Below are 17,634 nucleotides of genomic sequence, written 5' to 3' on the forward strand. Positions count from 1 at the left end.
GAAGCGGTCTGTCGTCTCATTCCGCCGTCGCGTATCAAGGGTCATCGTGGTCGATGAGGAAGGGAAACTTCCGTGAGCGAACAGAAGAGCTGCTTCCTCCCAGCAATGAAATCGCTCTGCAATCACGGGTGATTTCTCAATGGGTGTCGGGCTTGTTTGCCGGGACTTCTGCATCGGCGGCGGTGGAGTCGTGGAGAACCATTTGTCGAACCCGGGCTCTCAACAATTTGGGACGCTCTTTCTCCTTGGGAAGAATGCCGTTTTGAATGAGAAACTGTTCCATGCCCCGATTCTGGTCAAGCTGGTTCTTCATCAATTTCCATTGATGGTCCTCCAGCAGTCCTTTCAGGCGGGCTTCTGGAAGATTTGCGAGATAATATGTCACCACGTACTGGTCGTACTGCCCGAACACTTCGGGCGGTCGGGTCTCGTCGAGCAGTATCTTCGCGATTTCATTATGTTGTGCCTGATTAAGAGGAATGACCCGTTCCATATTCGTCAGCGCCACTTCAATTGCGGCCCGATAACGGAAGCGTCTTCGGTCATTCATGACAGCGTCGTATTTCGACAGCTGATCCTCAGTCAGTGTCTTACGAATCGTCTTGGAGAAGAACGACGTTTCACCGAATAATCCGGTCATCTGGCGGTTCCGCAGTGGCTGAACTTCCTGCCAGAAATTGTTCCAGTCATTCTGGTTCAGCTTGCCGCTTGTCACTTTCTTTCGCAGTACGTCGACTTCGTTGAAAAACCGTTGCAGGTCGGCGCCGGCTGCCAGTTTAAACTTCTGCTTTTGAGCTTCCGTCAATTGGCAAACTCGATTCAGCTCATCCAGTTGCAGATTAAACCTTTGTTCCATCAACTGGCGGGCCTGCTTGGGGTTGCCGCTCGGCTGGAAGACGTTTGCGTCAAAATTGTTCTCGTCCATTTGAAAGACGCCGATTTCGACGGGGACTGCTTCCTGCTTCTGCTCGATATCATCGGGGGCTGCGAACAAAGGGAGGGCAGTTCCCATGAACATCCCTGCGCAGGCCAGAGAACACACAACTGAGAGCAGAAACGAACGTCGCAGCGCGCAATTGCGAATCAATCGTGCGGCTGTGTCGAGAAGCATCTGATTCCCCCCGGATCCGTGGGGGCGCATCCCGCCAGTATTATGCCCCTGGCAGGCAGGGTGGTCATCGCGGCTGGTCACTGTCACCCTCCTTCACTTCTTCACCGTCCGCATTCGCAGGGGCGACAACTTCGTTCATCTCGACTTCGACGGCGATCACGTCGACGGCGTTCCCCTGAATGATCATGGGTAGCTGATTGATGATTACGTTGACGGCACCATTCGCATCACCTCCTTGAGGTTCGCCCCACCACGGGTCATCCGGTGGCTGCTGCCAGCCCCACCACATTCCCACGTCGATCTTTTGAACGGTGTTGTAGACCGCCTTCTGTTCGTCGCTGAGAGAGGGGTTAATCACCTCTGCAGGAACATTGGGCAGATATTCCGGCCCGTACATACTGATCATCAGCCAGTTTTCCCAGCTTTCCTGCCAGTGTGAGCGGAAGTTCCCGGCGAGCGTTTCTCGCTGCTCGGATGTGAGATAAAGGGCGCCGTCCAACCGTGAAATGGTCGAGAGAATGGCCGCTTGCTGTCTCACGGTTTTTCGATCGCCTGATTCACGGGTATAGCGTTCCAGCAGGTCTGTGGGGAGATTCTCTTTCAAAGCCTTTTGGATTCCCTCGACGATAATCGTACGCGGATCGACCGGTCTGGCGAAGGGCCCATTCCGACCTGAGTTGGCCTGAGCAAGTTGCTTTGCTGCGCTCTTGAGAGCTTCGTCGCTGGCGGATTTAATCTTTTTCCGTTGTTCCACGGTCAGCTGGCTACAAACCAGGCGAACAAAAGCAAGCTCTTCCAGCACGTAGGGACGAAACTGGGCCTGATACTGCTGCAGCATGGCTTCATTCTGAGCCCCGTCCACACCGGGGGCGAGTTCGAGGACGGGCGCTATCACGTTACCGACATTCCCTCCAAACAAGAGCTGCAGGGGAGCGGCCAGTTTCTCGATGAGCGGTGTCTCCTCGGCCTCAACCGCAGCAGCCTCACCTGCTTCGATCACGACCGTGATGCCGTCGTCTCCCTCAGCGAGACCAGCGAGAGCGACCGAAAATAGCAGCGGTACAATGTATAGTGACCGCTTCGCGTCAGTCATTTTGTTCTCCAATCAGAATCGGTGTTCCCAATTCGAAGCGGGAAGTGCCTGAATCCAGCTTTCCAGGATCTGAAGTGCACGTCCGCTCAGAAATCGTCATGCCCGCTCCGATATCCTCGATTCACAAGTTTATTTTGAGCTATCTCGTTCCAGGCGATTGAAGTATTCATCCAGTCCGGCACGGAACTCTTCGGGAAGTGAGGCTCCTGATTCTCCGGTGGACTGGGAGACTCCCCGGTCTTCGCGAACTTCCTTCTCGTTCACGCCGGCACCGACCAGTGCAATGGCCGTATCACTTGTCGTCCCTTCACCACCGCCACCGGGTGACGATCCACCTCCGCCGCCACCTTTGGGATTAATCTTCTTTGACTGAAGCAGCAGTTCGATCGCCTCGGTTTCGGCACCAATGGGAGCTGCGCCGGTGTTCGGTTCGCTCAACAGTTGGGTGGCTTCATCCATGACCAGTTCGACTCGATTCAACAAAGCGATTTCTTTTCCGAACTCTTCTTCACCATCCGGCAATTCTCGAATGCGGACCGTTAACTGGGCGACTCGCTCAGACAGTTCATCCTGTGTGGTCGAAAGTTGTTTTGCACGATCGTGGTACTCGGTCTTTGCCATAGCAGGGCGGGCCTGTTCGGCGACGCGGGTTTCTTCCCTCAGATTGACCTCGGCCTCCAGGATCTGCATGGCTTCCAGGACGATTGACGGCGGGAGGCTCGCCTTGGACTTGCCGCCAGGACACTTCCCGTTGCAGGCCGGGTCGACCAGATCATCGGCCCATCGATCGAAGGTGTCTGACCAGAACTCGCACTGGGCGATCGACATGCCGGTCTCGGTCTTGATGTCATCGCCGATCTGACGCAGGCTGCCGACGGCGTCCTGAGTTCGCATTTCTTCCAGGACGGTCTTAAAACGCTGGAAACGGCGACGTTCGAAGTACGACTGCATATCGTCCATGATCATCGAAAGATCCTGGCTGCTGTCTGCTTCCTGCTTCGACATTTCCTCAACCATTTGTTTCAGGGGGCCTGCGGTTTTGACTTTCTGTCCGAATGCACCGCTGACCTGATCCCCGATCTTCCCCGCGATGACGTATTGTTTGCGTGAGGCGGCCTTCAGTCGTTTGACGAGTGTGCTTCCTTCCAGATTGGCAAGTACCTTATTGAGTTCGTCCGCGATCTTGTCGAACTCGGCCAGCAGGTCCTGCTGCGCCTTCACCGCTTCCTCCAGCTTTTGACCGGCGGGAGCAGGGGGCTTGGGCTTGGAATTGCCTGGCGACATGACCGTGGTCACGGGAAGTGTCAGCCGTGGATTGGAGTTGCTCTTGCCCGGCTCTTCAGGCTCACCCGGATTCTTCGGTCCGGGATTCTGCGTTGATTCGCCGTCCGCTACTGTAGGGACAGGGGGCTTCGGTGGACTTTCGCCGGGCTTTTGCTGGCCACCAGAACCATTCGCACGATTCTGTCCTGCCATGGGGCCTGAGGGTTTGGGTGGTTGAGCGCTAGCCAGGGTAGGGGCTTGCGACGACTGCTTCAGCAGGTCGGCCACGTTGGGCATGCGATTTCCCGAGATGTCCTTCAGGATCTGAAGCATCTCGGCCCATTTTTCGATATGTCCCACTCCGAATTCCGGATTGCGCATCGCCTGTCGGACCAGATCTTCACCACTGGTCACCAATCCCGTCAGGCGGCGTCCGTTGGCCCGTTCGGCCGTGGATTGCACTTCGACGCGTCGGCGGTTTTCAGGTTGATCCAGTTCCTCGGACGAGAGCATCCTCAGTTCCTGGTTCGTGTGGTGCAGCTGCATCTCACGATCTCGCACTTCCAGAGACTGTCGATGCCATTTACTGAGCTGTTCTGTCAACCAGATGGAGTGTTGTTCGGCGCTGAGGACATACAGAACGAAGGGTACAGAGTAGGTGCGGGTTCGTCCTGGGAAAAAGTCCTCGACAAACAGTCGAACGTTCACCGGCTGCGGTTCGATTCCCAGCGTCTCGGCACAAAAGGTCCCCGTGAGCTCCAGCAGCTCCTTTTCACTGTCACCTGCGGCGAGGATTCGTTCGCCGGCGGCGGGTTTCAGGACCAGCGTCTTGTCGGCCCCCTTCCATTCGATCCCCACGACCTTGATGCCATAGTCGTCCTGGGCGCGGACCTTGAACGAGAGGGTTTCAGAATCAATGACAACCCGTTGTCGCGGCAGGTCTTCGCAAGAGATCGAAGGAGCTTCGTCCTCGCGGGCATTGACGGAAATGGTGAGTGGCTCTTTCCCTTGCAGGCCGTGCTCATCTTTCCACTGGAACTGCAGCTTGCGAGAAGAGTCGATGGCGAAGACCGGGCTGGTCACGGTGTCGGCCGAGCCTTCGATGTGTGATGTCGTCGCGGCGGACTCGGGGTGATCGAGTTGCAGCCATTCTCCCTGTACCAGTGGCCGAGTGGCCGTCACGGCGAATGAAGTGGAGCTGCCAGCGACCACGGTTACGGAACCACCCCGAATGTCCTTCTGAATCGGTTGCGGGCGGTTCAGGTAAGCGGGGAGCTTGATATTGGCCAGGATGTGCGTCAGTTCCGGACGCAGCATCGGCTCGACTCGCGTCTGCTGTCGAGCGTCCCCGATTCGCAGGTCGAGTCGAGTGGGATCGATCTGAGCAGGCAGAGCAAATTCATAGCGTCCGTCTTTCAGTTCTGCGGTCAAAGGGAGCTGGCTTCCGAGTTTCACGGTCCCTTTCGCGGGATGCCAGCTCGTCGTTTCCAGCAGTTTCACCGGCACGGTGACCGCTTCACCATGCGGTACGACCAGATGGTCGGAAAGGCGTTCGACATTGGTGAATGTGTACCGTGGTGTGGGCCGCCACGGGGCCGCAAACCGGGCCCAGGCATTCGACGCGGCGGAAGGGAACAGCGCCAGGACAAGCAGGGCGACCGAAGCGGGAACGGCGGCCATCCAGGCCCACATGCGATGTCGCGGGTTGGGGACCGCATTGCTGAAATCGCGTTTGCTGGCAACGTCGGCGACCTGTTCAATCGCGGCTTCGCACAGCGCCCGCGACCGGTTCTGCTCAAATTCGTTCCGAACAAGTTCGATCACGCCCAGCATCTGATCACCGATGCTGGGGTGGCGGACGCAGAGTAGTCTGGCGAGTTGCTCCATACGGCGATGGCCCCAGATCCAGCGATGCAGGTAGATTGGGACATACGCACAGCCAGCGACAGCCACAATGAAAATTGCTGTTCGAGCCCACTGCGGTGTATCGATGAGACGGTCGAGTCCGAAAACAATCAGGTAAGAGACGAAGACCCCGAACAGCGCCCCGCCCGCGGCTTCAATCGTCTTGATCGTCCAGACGCGCCGCCGAAAGTCATCGAGCTGGTTCTTTAACGATGATGGCAGTTTCAGACCGGCATGGGGCTGTGAAACGCTCATTTCGGCAATCTCCTGGAACACGGACTGATTCGTAGCGGGTGCAAGCGGCCGAGTGACTTATCTTACAGCGTACGGGGTGATGTCAAAAGAATTTCATGGGAAGCTCAAAGACATCTCATCACTGGGGGCAAATGTCTCTATACAGTATCAAACGAGGCAGTATCGCTATGTCAGAGGTTGAGAAGGCTTCCTCGGACAATCGCTAATTTATCGGATCAGGTTTAACTGTTGCATGCTTCGAAACTTAGTTGATTAATCAGCCCATATATGGCACCACGAATAAACGGACGACCTCTCCTCGGGGTGACCATCACAGTTCCGGCTGTCTTCCTCTGTGGCTGCATGGCCTCGTCAGTCAACGCCTGATTCTCCGATCGTTAAATTAATCCCACAATTTTTCGACCTACCCAGAAGACCCCCAGCAGCACCACGATCAGTGACGCGATGAGCGGGTGACACCAGAGCTGAACGCGTCGAACGGTTGGGGGTGGTTCCGGGAGTGCCGCGAGTGATTTGAGGACCTGTTCCAGTCGATCAAGGCTGATCACTTCTCCCCTCGTGACGCGAGAGACTTCTTCCAGCACTTCAGGCCGGGCCGCTCTGCCCAGTCTCTCGACGGCCGTTCCCTGGACAAAAAATGATGTTTCGAGCGTCGCATCTGTCTGCTTACAGCTCAGGATGACGTCGTGCTTGCCCGGTTCATCAGCAGTGAAACGGGACGTGAAGGCGCCCCACTCATCGCCTGACGAGGTGAAACGGACGGTTTCTGCTTTTCCTGAAGGGGCGACGATTCGTGCGGTCACGTCCCCTTTGGGTAACGGTTCACCACTTTTTTCCATCACGTTTGCACTGAGGGCGATCGTCTGGCGTACTTGGGGTTGCTCGGGGGAATAGTACATCCGCATGGATTCACCTTTGGCCATATTTCGTTGATAGGCCATCCAGCGGACGACTTGTCCCCAGAAGCGGTAGTGGTACTTGTCTTCGACCCCTTTTCGCCAGCGCCAGGCCCCATCGGTTCCCATGAACAGCACTTTGCCCGCCCCGAATGTTCGAGTGGCGAGCAGGGGAATGCGGCCGAACTCATTCGCGACGTCCTTGTGGACCGCCAGCACCTCTGACCCGGCCTTCGCACGCAGGGCAGGGGCGTACCACTGGAAACCGGGCAGACCTTCCCAGACTTCCATGTTGTCGTCCTGAGTATCGGCCAGCTTGGTGAGCAGGCTGCGGCGACCCGACTCGGTCAGTTCAAAATGGCTGGGCGTGCGCGAACCCCATCCTCCGGGCTGAGAGGGATCGAAAATGACGGGGCACAAGTCTCCCAGCTCGGTCTCAATCAGCGACGTATGCCTTCCCTGCCACCCGGGCATAAAGACCAGACCACTCGCTTGGTGTTCAACGAGACCCTTCAGCAGGCGGCAGTCTTCGGCGGTAAGCTGACCATCTTCCAGTCCGACGTCCCCTAAAAAGACGACGTCATACTTGGAAAGTTCCTCTAATCCCTGAGGAAACCGTTTGATGTAGTCTTTATTTCCGCCCCCCGGTTTATCGAGGCCAGGATGAAAGAGCAGGCACGAGACTTCCACCCCCGGATCGCGGGAGAGAGCGTTGCGGAGATAGCGATACTCCCAGCGAGGAATCGATTCCACAACCAGCACGCGGAGTTTCTCTTCCCGGATTGCGATGGGGGTCGAGAGCCGGTTGTTATCGGCGATGAGCTCTTCTGCGTGCTTGGGAACGTCGAGTGTAAGGGTATAGTCGCCAATCTCTTTCGGCTTCCAGATAACAAAATCACTGGTGCGGCCCATGGGCGAGATCCGGACTTCCTTGGTGATTTCCTCTCCGTCCGAGACCTTCAGTTTGATCGTCGCCACATGTTCGCGGGGCAGGGTGCTTTCGATGGTAAAGGGAATTCGTACCGACTTGCCCGTGATACCGAACGTGGGCGAATCGAGGCTCAACAATTCCACGTCGGGTAAGCGGGATGAACTGCCGACCGGGACGCTGAAGACGGGAACACCCCGTAATCGCAGGGCGGCCGCAGCCTGAACCGGAGGCTCCCCCTCGTTCCAGTCACCATCTGAGGCTAATACCACGGCGTGCAGGTTTTTGAACCGGCGAGGTGCTGTGGCGAGCGGCTCGTACAAATTGGTTCCGCGGCTGGTCGCCTCTTCTGATGTCGGCTCGGTGGAACTGATCGGTTGCACGACGACCGTCAGCCGTTCCTGCACCGAGGTCCAGAACGATTCTTCGGTCAGCTTCTGGATGGCTTCCCTTCGCGTTTTGACGGTGGTCGAGGCCGTTTCGCGGTTGGTAACGTCCATCGTTCCCATACTGGCGGAATCATCCCACAGGACCGCAACGGTCGGTTTCTCGTCGGGGCGAAATTCTTCCACCCATTCCGGCTGATTGAACAGCACGACACCGATCGCGACGAGCAGAAATCGGATCAGTTCCAGCAATCCGATCGAGCGTCGGTAACCGGTGCGGCTCCAGGCGAGGTAACACAATCCCGCCGTGATCGTCAGGATGACGAGGGAGAGGATCACGGACCAGGGAGCCCATGCGAAGGTCAATGAGCGGACCGTGTTCATGCCGTGGCCCCTACTGTGCGAGCTGCGTCCTGTTTCCGGGGGACTTTGGGCAGACACAAAGCCGCTTCGACGATCAGGGAAATCAGCATGGTAATCAGAAATACCCGCCAGATTTCCTGGATGAGTGAATTCAGGCTGCCGGCCTGATCATCGACACGGACAAAGTTTAATCCACGAAAACGTTCCGTCAGGCGGGATTCTGCGAGAACACGGGATTCCTCCTCAGTCTCGGGTCTGTTGACCGCGATCAGTCGATCGGCCGCGGAGTAGACTCCACGGTGATACAGGGACTCGGTCGAAAGCCCCTGATCCCCTTCGACAATCGTTGTCCAGGTCGAAGGGGTTTCCCCCGCTGCGTCCCCCGCATCCAGCTGGCGTGCTTTGTTCAGGACTGCCGCGCCGGCCGAGACTGCTCGTTGAACGAAGGCGTACAGCACGACGCCGTCGGTCGCCAATGAGGAATCACGAGGAGCGGGGGTCGTTGCCCAGAAATAGATACCGCCTCGTTTCGAGGGAACACGTGCCAGCAGAGGGGCACCTCCTTTCAGCGTGGCCAGCGGGGTCTGTTCACCTGACAGGCTGCAGTACTGGTGGATTTCCAGTTGACCCACGGGTAACGCGGCTCCGTTGAGTGTCCGGCTGAGCAGATCTTCGTCACCTCGCCAGGTTTCGATCGGGATACTGTCGTTTGAGATGGTCCATTCGTTCCAGCGAATTCCGGAAAACTCTTCACTTCCGGGATTTCTCGGCGGCATGAACACGACCTGCCCGCCGCGATCGACGAACGACTGAACTAATTCGGCCTCCGCACCCTTGGGAAGAGTCGCCTGCCAGAGTAGAAGGGATACTTGATCCCATTCGGTGAGCGGAAGTTGTTCGATCCCGATCACATTCGCTTCACAGACGAACGAGGGCTCGGGAGGAATCGACGCCGCGAGCTGAAGCGGCCGTTCCACTTGCGGGTCCTCGGCGACGATCAGCGTCTTGCGGGGGGGAGGATTGTCGAAAACGAAGTAGAAGTCGTCGTCAGAGGGGTTCGCATCGGCAGGAATCGAGACACGGCCCCAGCCCCGTTCCTGCTTCTTTTCCACAGGGATCCGATGATCTTTGATCTCCGTGCCCGTCCCGGTCAGTTCGACATTCAGCAGGGACCTTGCCCCTTCAATATCGAATTGCACGGGGACGGTCAGTTTTTCCGAGTCCGCTCCTCCACGCGAAATTTTGAGCGACACCAGCAGTTCCGCACCGTCACTGGTCATCTGTCGTTTCACTTCGGTCACGCGGATCGATGTGTTGGTCGCAGGCAACTGAGGGTACGCCAGCAGATGAAAGCGCACACCCTGTGGAAATTCCAGAAACGCATCGCGCAGTGTGGACCAGCGACTGCTTTCGGCCGTCCAGTCATTTTCGCGCAGATCGGAACAGATCCAGATTTCGGTGCGGCCCGTGCGGTTGTCGCGAATGTAGTCGTGCGCGGACTGCAGCATCAGAGGCAGATCTGCCGGGGCGCTGGCCGGACTGGCCGAGGGAAGGTTCAGGATGGCCTCAGGAGATTCAATCTCCTGAGCTTCGTGGGCGGTGCTGTCGATGTAGATCCAGCGTGTTGAACCGAGTGTCTGCAGCGTCTGCACCAGTTGCTGCTTGCCCGTTTCCAGCTTGGAATCGCCCGTCCCGACGCCCCGCTGCTGCATGCTGGGGGACCGATCGAGCAGCACTATGGTGGTATCGGGCTTTCCTCCGGCTGCCAGCCCGAGCCATCCGCTGGCGAGGGGGCGAGACACGGCAAAGATCAGACCAGCGACGGCCAGCATGCGGAACAGCATGATCAGCCATTGCCGCAGACGCGAATAGCCGCGTGCCATCCGATGTGCGGCCAGCAGGAACATCATGGCCGCCCACTGAATGGTCTGGAAACGACGCTGATTGATCAGGTGAATCACGATCGGCAGGGCGATCAGTGGAAGCCCCCACAGCAACCAGGGTTGCAGGAAACTCATCTCATCCCCTTGACTTGGGCGCGACTGACCAGAAACCGGACGAGAACCTGTTCGTAGTCTTCGTCGATACTGATCCTGTGATAGTCGATCGCGGATTCAAGGACCACCTGCTTGAGGTCCTTCAGATAGAGCTGAAGTGCCTTGTCATAGCGGTCAGCGATGTCATTCGGTTCCGCAAAGATGGCGGGGCCCCCTTCCATATCCAGAAACCGCATGGGCCGACGGAATTGAAAGTTGAGCTCGAGCGGGTCGAGCAGATGAAACACCGCAGCATCATGGTGTCGAAACCGCAGGTGCTGGAAACAGCTTTGAAGCAATGCAGGTTCGATAAACAGATCTGACAGAATGATGATCAGTGCCCGCTGCCGGATCGTTTCAGCCAGTTCGTGCAGGACGGCCGCCAACTGGGTATCTCCTTTGGGTTTTGCCTGCTCCAGTTGATCGAGGACCAGTCGCAGGTGTGCGGCATTTCGTTTGGGGGGCAGGTTCTGGGTGACACCATCCGCCACACAGGCCAGTCCCACGGCGTCCCCCTGCTGGCTGGCAAGATAGCTCAGAGTTCCCGCGATCCGCCGGGCATACTCGATCTTCGTGACACCGGTCGAGCCAAAGTTCATGGAACCACTGGTGTCGAGGACGAAGCAACAGCGCAGGTTGGTGTCGGCCTCGAACTCTTTGACATAGAACCGATCGGAACGTCCGTAGGCACGCCAGTCGAGTCGCCGGAGATCATCGCCCGGGACATATTTCCGGTACTCCGCAAATTCAACGCTGGAACCGCGATGCGGGCTGGCGTGACGGCCCGAGACATTCCCCTGCATGGGCCGACGTGCGAACAACGGAATCCCGGACAGCCGCGAGAGCACCTGGGCGTCCAGAAAACTTCGAGGCTGTCGATCCGAAAGCATGGGCGCTCCGTGCAATGACATTCACTGAAAGAATTGCGTCTCCTGGTAGGCAGAACACCTGGAGGTCAGAGTGGGGAGATGTCCTAATTGATCATCGAACCCGACTGCGCGACCAGTCCGTCAGCGACGCTGACTTGTTCCCCTTCTCGGCCTCACACGGTGAGTTGTGAGGACAGGAGACGAATGCAAATCTGAATGACTTAGTCCTCAAGGGTTGTGGGCGGATAAAGACAGGCTGCGGGGACGAAATCATTTCGTTATGGCATCAGGCTGCAGACAAAGGCTGCTTCCGACTTCATGAGTCGCCGTTGCGGACACGACACGGGTCGACAGGGCCTCACGTCCCGTGATCGACGGAACGGGCGGCCCGACCCGCCTTGAAGTTGCGAAGCGACTGATCGTCTTTACCTTGACTGTTCTTCGATTGTTTCGCTGATCAGGCGTTTGACAATCTGTTTGGCATCGAGGCCCTCGGCCTGAGCGGCGAAGGTCGTAATGACGCGGTGCGTCAGCACGGGGACCGCGACTTCCTGAATGTCTTCCAGCCGGACCATATAGCTTCCGTGCAGGGCGGCACGTGCCTTGGCACCGAGGATCAGGAACTGGACGGCTCGCGGTCCCGCTCCCCAGGCGACCAGCGGCTTCAGCCACGCCGGGGCCGAGGTCCCTCGTGGACGTGTCTTGCGGACCAGTCGGGCGGCATACTGGTAGATGTGGTCTGGAACAGGAACACGTCGAACCAGTTGCTGATGCTCGATAATTTCCGCCGCCGTCATCAGGTGCTCAAGTTCCGGCAGTGCCGCACCGGTCGTCGTCCGGGCGATCTGTATTTCCTCTTCTTCCGAAGGGTAATCCAGTTCGATCAGAAACATGAAGCGGTCCAGTTGAGCCTCGGGCAGGGGATACGTTCCTTCCTGTTCCACCGGGTTCTGCGTAGCGAGCACGAAGAAGGGGGAATCGAGTTTGAACGTCTTGCCGACCACGGTCACCTTCTGCTCCTGCATCGCCTCGAGCATGGCGGCTTGTGTCTTTGGTGGAGCGCGGTTGATTTCATCCGCCAGCACGATGTTCGCGAACACGGGGCCCCGTACGAAGGTAAATTCGCGCCGTCCTTCCGCATTATCCTGCAGAATGTCGGTCCCCGTGATATCCATCGGCATCAGGTCGGGGGTGAACTGGATGCGGCTGAAATCGAGCGACATCGTTTCGGCCAGTTTACTGACCAGCAATGTCTTGGCGAGTCCGGGAACGCCCATCAGCAGTCCATGTCCGCGAGCGAACATACAGATCGCCAGTCGCTCGATCACGTCATTCTGGCCGATGATAACGCGCCCTAACTCCTTCTTGAGTCGCATGTAGAGCTGACGGAGCCGATCAATCGCGCCGACATCGTTGTCGCTGAGATCCGTTGTGGGCACCGAACTGGACGAATTTGTCATCAATCCATTCCCCTGATCAAATCCCGAAATTTTCGGTTTGCCACCCAGTTGTTTACGGCGAATGAATAGATGCGAAGTGAACGAGCGTTCTCGCCGTGTTTGAGACAATCGGTCTAAAGTGATACCAAACCGATTGAGAGAAAAAAAGTGTCAAAAACTCGACTTTGACGGAATTCAGCGGAAAGGAAGACTCGTTCCGCTCATGTCTCTTTGCATCGCTCTTGCAGAAAACAGGCCTCTGAAAAGATACTCTGCCGATTCCGATCGGCGAATTTTTAGCCAGGGCTTTTCCTATGTCGAATGACGAGCAGTTTTCAGGCAACCCCCCAACAAATGCGGGTGAGTTCCTGCGTCGATTGCTCGGCGAGCTGGGTGCGACGGTGGGGGCGCTCTGGTTCGGGAGCACCGGGCAGCTCAATCTCGTCGCCGCCAGCGGCTTTGAGGAAAGTGGCTTCTTCCGTGGCGATACCGAGAAAACGCTGCTCCAGCAGATTCTGGCCGAAGTTCTGAAGCAGGGGCGTCCCCTGTCTGTTGATACGGCGGGGACATTTCCTGCGGGACCCACCGGACACGCGACGTTATTCCTCGTCCCCCTCTCGATTCCTCCCGGTTACGTGGGGGTCATTCTGATTGCGGAACGCCCTAATCTGCCGCAACAACAGCGGATGGGGTGGATGCAGCATATTTCCGTGCGCGGTCGAGAGCTTAGCCCGCTGCTGACAAGTTCCACGGAGACGTCTCCGAACGTCCGTCAGACGGCGGGGGGGGCTGAACCGAGCCTGGAAGTCGCGAGTGCAGGGCCTGCTGCTGCTGCCGCGCCCGTGCTGGCGGGATCCCCGATGACGGCCAGCCGTGCATCGGTGTCAAAACGACCGCTCATCGATTCTCAGCCTGTGCTGGATTATGTGTTGTCGTTGCAGCGCAGTCTGGATCTGAATGAAGTGGCGAACGTGGTGGTGAACGATGGTCGACTGCTGTTCGCTGTTGATCGGGTCAGTCTGGCGATGGTACGAGGTCGACGCACTGTGATCACGGCGGTAAGCGGGCAGGAATCCGTCCATCCGCGAGGGAACCTGATCCGCGCCATGCGGCGATTGACGCAACTGGTGCTCGCCTCGGGCGAGCCGTTCCGTTACGACGGTTCGATCCAGAATGTTCCCCAGCAACTCGAAGAACCCCTGGCCGATTTCATTCAGGAATCGGGGACGCGGTTTCTGATGATCGCCCCTCTCCTGGAGCCCGAGCGACTGGTGAAGCCCGACGAACCTCCCGGCAACGGGAAGCCCAAGCCGGTTGTACGACCTGCCATTGGTGCCCTCATCATCGAACAGATGTCGAGCAGCACACCGTCGACACAGCTCAAGCACACACTCGACTCGGTTTCCGATCACATCGCGGCAGCAAGCTATAACGCTCGCTCCCACAGCACGATCTTCCTGTTGCCGTTATGGCGCTGGGCGGGGCGCTGCATGGAATGGCTGCGAGGGCGTCGACTGGCGATCGCGGTGGTGCTCGTGGGACTTCTGTTGGTGGCGACTTCAGCTCTGATCCTTGTCCCCTGGGAATACCGCGTTGAAGGGAAGGGACGACTGATGCCGGTGACCCAGCGCGAAGTCTTCGCTCCGTGGGACGGCCAAGTCCAGGAACTGATGGTGGAAGGGGGAGAGCACGTCGAGAAAGACCAACCGCTGATCATCCTGCACAACGATGATCTGAGTGCGGAACTGGTCAAGGTTCGTAGTGAACTGCAGGAAAAGCAAAAGCTGCTGCATACCTTGAAAGCACAAGCCGACGAGGCTGAGCGGCAGGTCAAAACCGAAGAGAAGCTGCGGGCGAAGGGAAAAGCGCTGGAGACGCAAGTCGAAATCGACGGAGCCCTCGAACAGGAAAAAATCCTCAAAGAGCGTCTGAAACGACTGACCATTCTGGCGCCGATCACGGGGACTGTGACCACATTCCAGGTGCAGCAGCTACTGGAAAACCGGCCTGTACGACGCGGCGAGCTATTGCTGCAAGTGATGGACGATCAGGGAGACTGGCAGCTCGAACTGGAAATCGCAGAACACCGTGTCGGTCGCATTCTGAAAGCTCAGGAGGCCTCCGGGCCGAACCTGCCGATCGAGTACCGGATGTTGACCAGTCCCGAATCCAGCTTTCAAGCGACGCTCACCTCCCTCGGTACTCGAATCGTGACGGACGAAGAGAAAGGAACGGTACTCGAGGCACGAGCCTCACTCGACTCCAACCAGCTTCCGTCTCGAGCCATCGGCGCCGACGTCAGGGCCCGCATCAGTTGCGGCGAATCCAGCCTGGGCGACGTCCTGTTCGGCGACGTGATTGAGTTCGTGCAACGATACCTCTGGTGGTAGTCCGTGCTCCCGTTTTTAAGCCGCGCAGATGTCGACCGACGCGCTGACGTACTCGCTTCCAAACGTCTGGATGGTCGGGCTCGCCGCGTTGCTGGCCGTTGATCACACTACGTGCTTGGAATGTTTGTTGTCGAAAGATGAGCAATGTCGAGCGAGGAGTTTCACATCACACGGCTTCTTCCTCGCGCGGCTGGACTCGGCATTCGTTGGGGTAGTTCGGTTCGACGAACGCTGGTCTGGTGGACATGGACGAACGGAAACCAGAGCGGCCTGACTTTTTTTCCTCGGCCACACGTCGTGACTTCGAGCTCCTTAGCTGGCCAGTCGTTGCTTCCGACCGACGCGGGGTCTCATCGTACCACACATCTTTGTCTTCTCGGTCCTCCGGCGGTTATTGCCGATGTTGGTTTGTCGTGAGTTGTTTTTATTTGAATAGAAGCGATTTTCGTGGTCCGTTTTTGTGTGTGACCTGGACAGCGAGTCATCATAGGACGTGTTCACGCAAGGATTGCGTGAGGATTGGTTTCAATTCTCTCGTGAAAGTCCTTGCCATGCCGGAGATGATCCTTGATCAGTTGGACACCGCCCAATTCGGTGACAAGCGGTTGACGAAGCGATTTGTCAGGATCATGGAACGCGTCTCTGAGAAGCCGAACATGAGTATTCCTGCCGCGATGAAGGGGCGCGCCGAAATGGAAGGGGCCTATCGGTTCTGCGATAATCCGAAGGTGTCCCCCGAGGCGATCCGCTCTCCCCATGTCGCCGCCACGTATGAGCGAATTCGCCAAACAGACGTGGTCGTCTTGGTTCAAGACACGACCCAACTGGATGTCACTCGCCCCAGGCAGCAAGTCAGAGAAAGCGGCCCGCTCGAGTTTAAAACACGCTTTGGCGCGTTCGTTCATCCGTTGATTGCCTTTGATACCAACGGGATTCCTCTGGGCGAAACCTGGAATAAGACCTGGGTTCGCAAATCGATTGAGACGCAGGTCCCTCGTTCGGAAAAGCGAGATAGACGCATGGCGACTCCGATCGAAGACAAAGAGAGTTTCCGCTGGCTGGAAGGCCTTCGAGCGGCGAGAGAGGTCGCCAAAGTCTGCCCTGACACCCAGTGCATCTGTGTGGGAGATAGTGAAGCAGATATCTACGAACTGTTCGCCGAGCCGCGAAACACGGGTGAAGGACAGGAATTGCAGTTACTGGTACGCGCCTGCCACGACAACAGGGTTCTGAGCAATCACCCCAAGAATTTGGTGGAAACACTGCGGGCGTCACCCAGTTTGTTGTCGTGTAGCGTCAAAGTGAGCCGTCGGACTCCCAAGGTGAAGGCGAATAAACGAAAGCGCACACTAGAACGAGATGCTCGGGTCGCGGCAGTGGAAATTCGCACGGCGACGGTCACACTTCGACCACCTCACCGCCCCGACCGCAAACTCCTTGAAGCGACGTTGAATGTTGTCCTGATAGAAGAACCAAGTCCTCCAGAAGGACAACAGCCAATCCAATGGATTCTTCTGACAACATTGCCGATCGATAACCTCGAACAGGTTCAATTGATTGTGAAATACTACGGCATCCGCTGGCAGATCGAAGTTTATTTCAAAACATTGAAATCAGGTTGCCGCATTGAAGAACGGTACTTCGAGGAGATGGATCGACTGCTGAATTGCGTTGCGGTGTACTCGATCGTTGCGTGGAAAATCTTATATCTGTGTCGGCTCAGCCAGCAGTGTCCCGACCCGGACTGCGAAGTCATCTTCGAGCCTTGTGAATGGAAACCCGTTTACATGGTCACGCACAACAACGTACTCCCCCAGAGCCCCCCGACGCTGAACGAAATGGTCCGGATGATTGCCTCGTTGGGTGGTTACGTGATGCGTCCGAAAACTCAACCGGGCTCCCAAACGCTGTGGCTGGGTCTTCAACGTCTGCATGACCTCTCCCAGGCCTGGAATTCTTTTGGACCCGAGGCTTCTGCAAGAATGCCCCGCGGTGGTGACCAGCTCTGCAATGACGACCCCTCCCGCAGATCCGATCGGGGTCGAGGCAGAGTATGACACAGGACGTCATCAACTGTTCCTGAGCACCGCCAGCCCACCGACTTCCCGCAGGTCTCTCCAACGGTCGGAACCGTCGACGAGTAACCACGCTCAAGACGAGCTCGCTCGCTGATGTACGCTCTGGCAACCCGCCAGCAGCCACACAAGAGCATCGTTCCCCACTCTCGTGCTCTCTCTCATCCGGCTCCTCGCTCGGGTGGACCCCGTCTCCAATCATTCTCCATCGTTGAACCTCATTCGCCCCCAGAAACAAAGGTCAGGATGCCACCGACATCGCGTTTCACGAACCCGTTAAGGCAGACTTGTGTGGTACGATGAGACACGGGGTCGGTGGAGAGCTTTTGGCGGGTTGGACGTTTTCTTTGGGAGGCGGAGCGTGTTCCAGGTATGGATGAGAGGACGCAACATTGTGGAGAGGGAGGCGGGGTGGCCAGTTGGCCAAACCTTGGCCAGTCGGTGGCCAGTCCCATGTGCTGGCGAGTTCACGGTTTAAGCGAACCTGAGCGACTGGCCGGGCTGGCCAGGGGACTTTGGTTTGCTCATCGAATGACTGTTATTTGACAATATGGGAAAACGTGTCGCTTCCGTCTCCTGCGGAGGCGGTCGCGATCGCGGCTGCGGCCCAGAGGGGAGCGCTCGC

The 17,634-nt window shown here is 57.5% G+C and carries 9 protein-coding genes; 2 read left to right on the plus strand and 7 right to left on the minus strand.

Annotated features, from left to right (window positions below; genetic code table 11):
- Positions 1–136: 136 nt before the first annotated feature.
- The 7 genes from ACGY09_RS18495 to ACGY09_RS18525 all read right to left on the minus strand — a co-directional run bounded on the left by ACGY09_RS18495 (position 137) and on the right by ACGY09_RS18525 (position 12,565).
- Entirely contained in the window at positions 137–1,012 is an 876-nt protein-coding gene (locus ACGY09_RS18495) for a hypothetical protein (RefSeq protein ID WP_397568897.1), read from the minus strand.
- Positions 1,013–1,175: 163 nt separating this feature from the next.
- Entirely contained in the window at positions 1,176–2,204 is a 1,029-nt protein-coding gene (locus tag ACGY09_RS18500) for a hypothetical protein (RefSeq protein WP_397568898.1), read from the minus strand.
- Positions 2,205–2,333: 129 nt separating this feature from the next.
- Positions 2,334–5,627 carry a hypothetical protein gene (locus ACGY09_RS18505; protein ID WP_397568899.1) on the minus strand — a complete coding sequence of 1,098 codons (3,294 nt, stop codon included), beginning with the start codon at positions 5,625–5,627 and terminating at the stop codon, positions 2,334–2,336.
- Positions 5,628–6,004: 377 nt separating this feature from the next.
- A complete protein-coding gene (locus ACGY09_RS18510; protein WP_397568900.1) occupies positions 6,005–8,221 on the minus strand; it encodes a hypothetical protein in 2,217 nt (738 codons plus the stop codon).
- Complete coding sequence (locus ACGY09_RS18515) at positions 8,218–10,218, minus strand: BatA domain-containing protein (RefSeq protein ID WP_397568901.1); 2,001 nt, start codon at positions 10,216–10,218, stop codon at positions 8,218–8,220. The genes ACGY09_RS18510 and ACGY09_RS18515 overlap by 4 nt, the downstream gene beginning before the upstream one ends.
- Positions 10,215–11,126, minus strand: coding sequence for a DUF58 domain-containing protein (locus tag ACGY09_RS18520; RefSeq protein ID WP_373653491.1), 912 nt, complete (start codon positions 11,124–11,126; stop codon positions 10,215–10,217). Before ACGY09_RS18520 ends, ACGY09_RS18515 begins: the two co-directional genes overlap by 4 nt.
- A gap of 404 nt (positions 11,127–11,530) precedes the next feature.
- The gene (locus tag ACGY09_RS18525) at positions 11,531–12,565 is read right to left on the minus strand and encodes an AAA family ATPase (protein ID WP_373653490.1); all 1,035 of its coding nucleotides are present in this window, start codon (positions 12,563–12,565) and stop codon (positions 11,531–11,533) included.
- A gap of 293 nt (positions 12,566–12,858) precedes the next feature.
- On the opposite strand from ACGY09_RS18525, the gene ACGY09_RS18530 reads away from it, so the two are divergent.
- Complete coding sequence (locus ACGY09_RS18530; RefSeq protein WP_397568902.1) at positions 12,859–14,934, plus strand: HlyD family efflux transporter periplasmic adaptor subunit; 2,076 nt, start codon at positions 12,859–12,861, stop codon at positions 14,932–14,934.
- Positions 14,935–15,485: 551 nt separating this feature from the next.
- The gene (locus ACGY09_RS18535; RefSeq protein WP_397568903.1) at positions 15,486–16,991 is read left to right on the plus strand and encodes an IS4 family transposase; all 1,506 of its coding nucleotides are present in this window, start codon (positions 15,486–15,488) and stop codon (positions 16,989–16,991) included.
- Positions 16,992–17,634: the final 643 nt, after the last annotated feature.

Source organism: Schlesneria sphaerica, assembly GCF_044336245.1.
Classification (GTDB): Bacteria; Planctomycetota; Planctomycetia; order Planctomycetales; family Planctomycetaceae; genus Schlesneria; species Schlesneria sphaerica.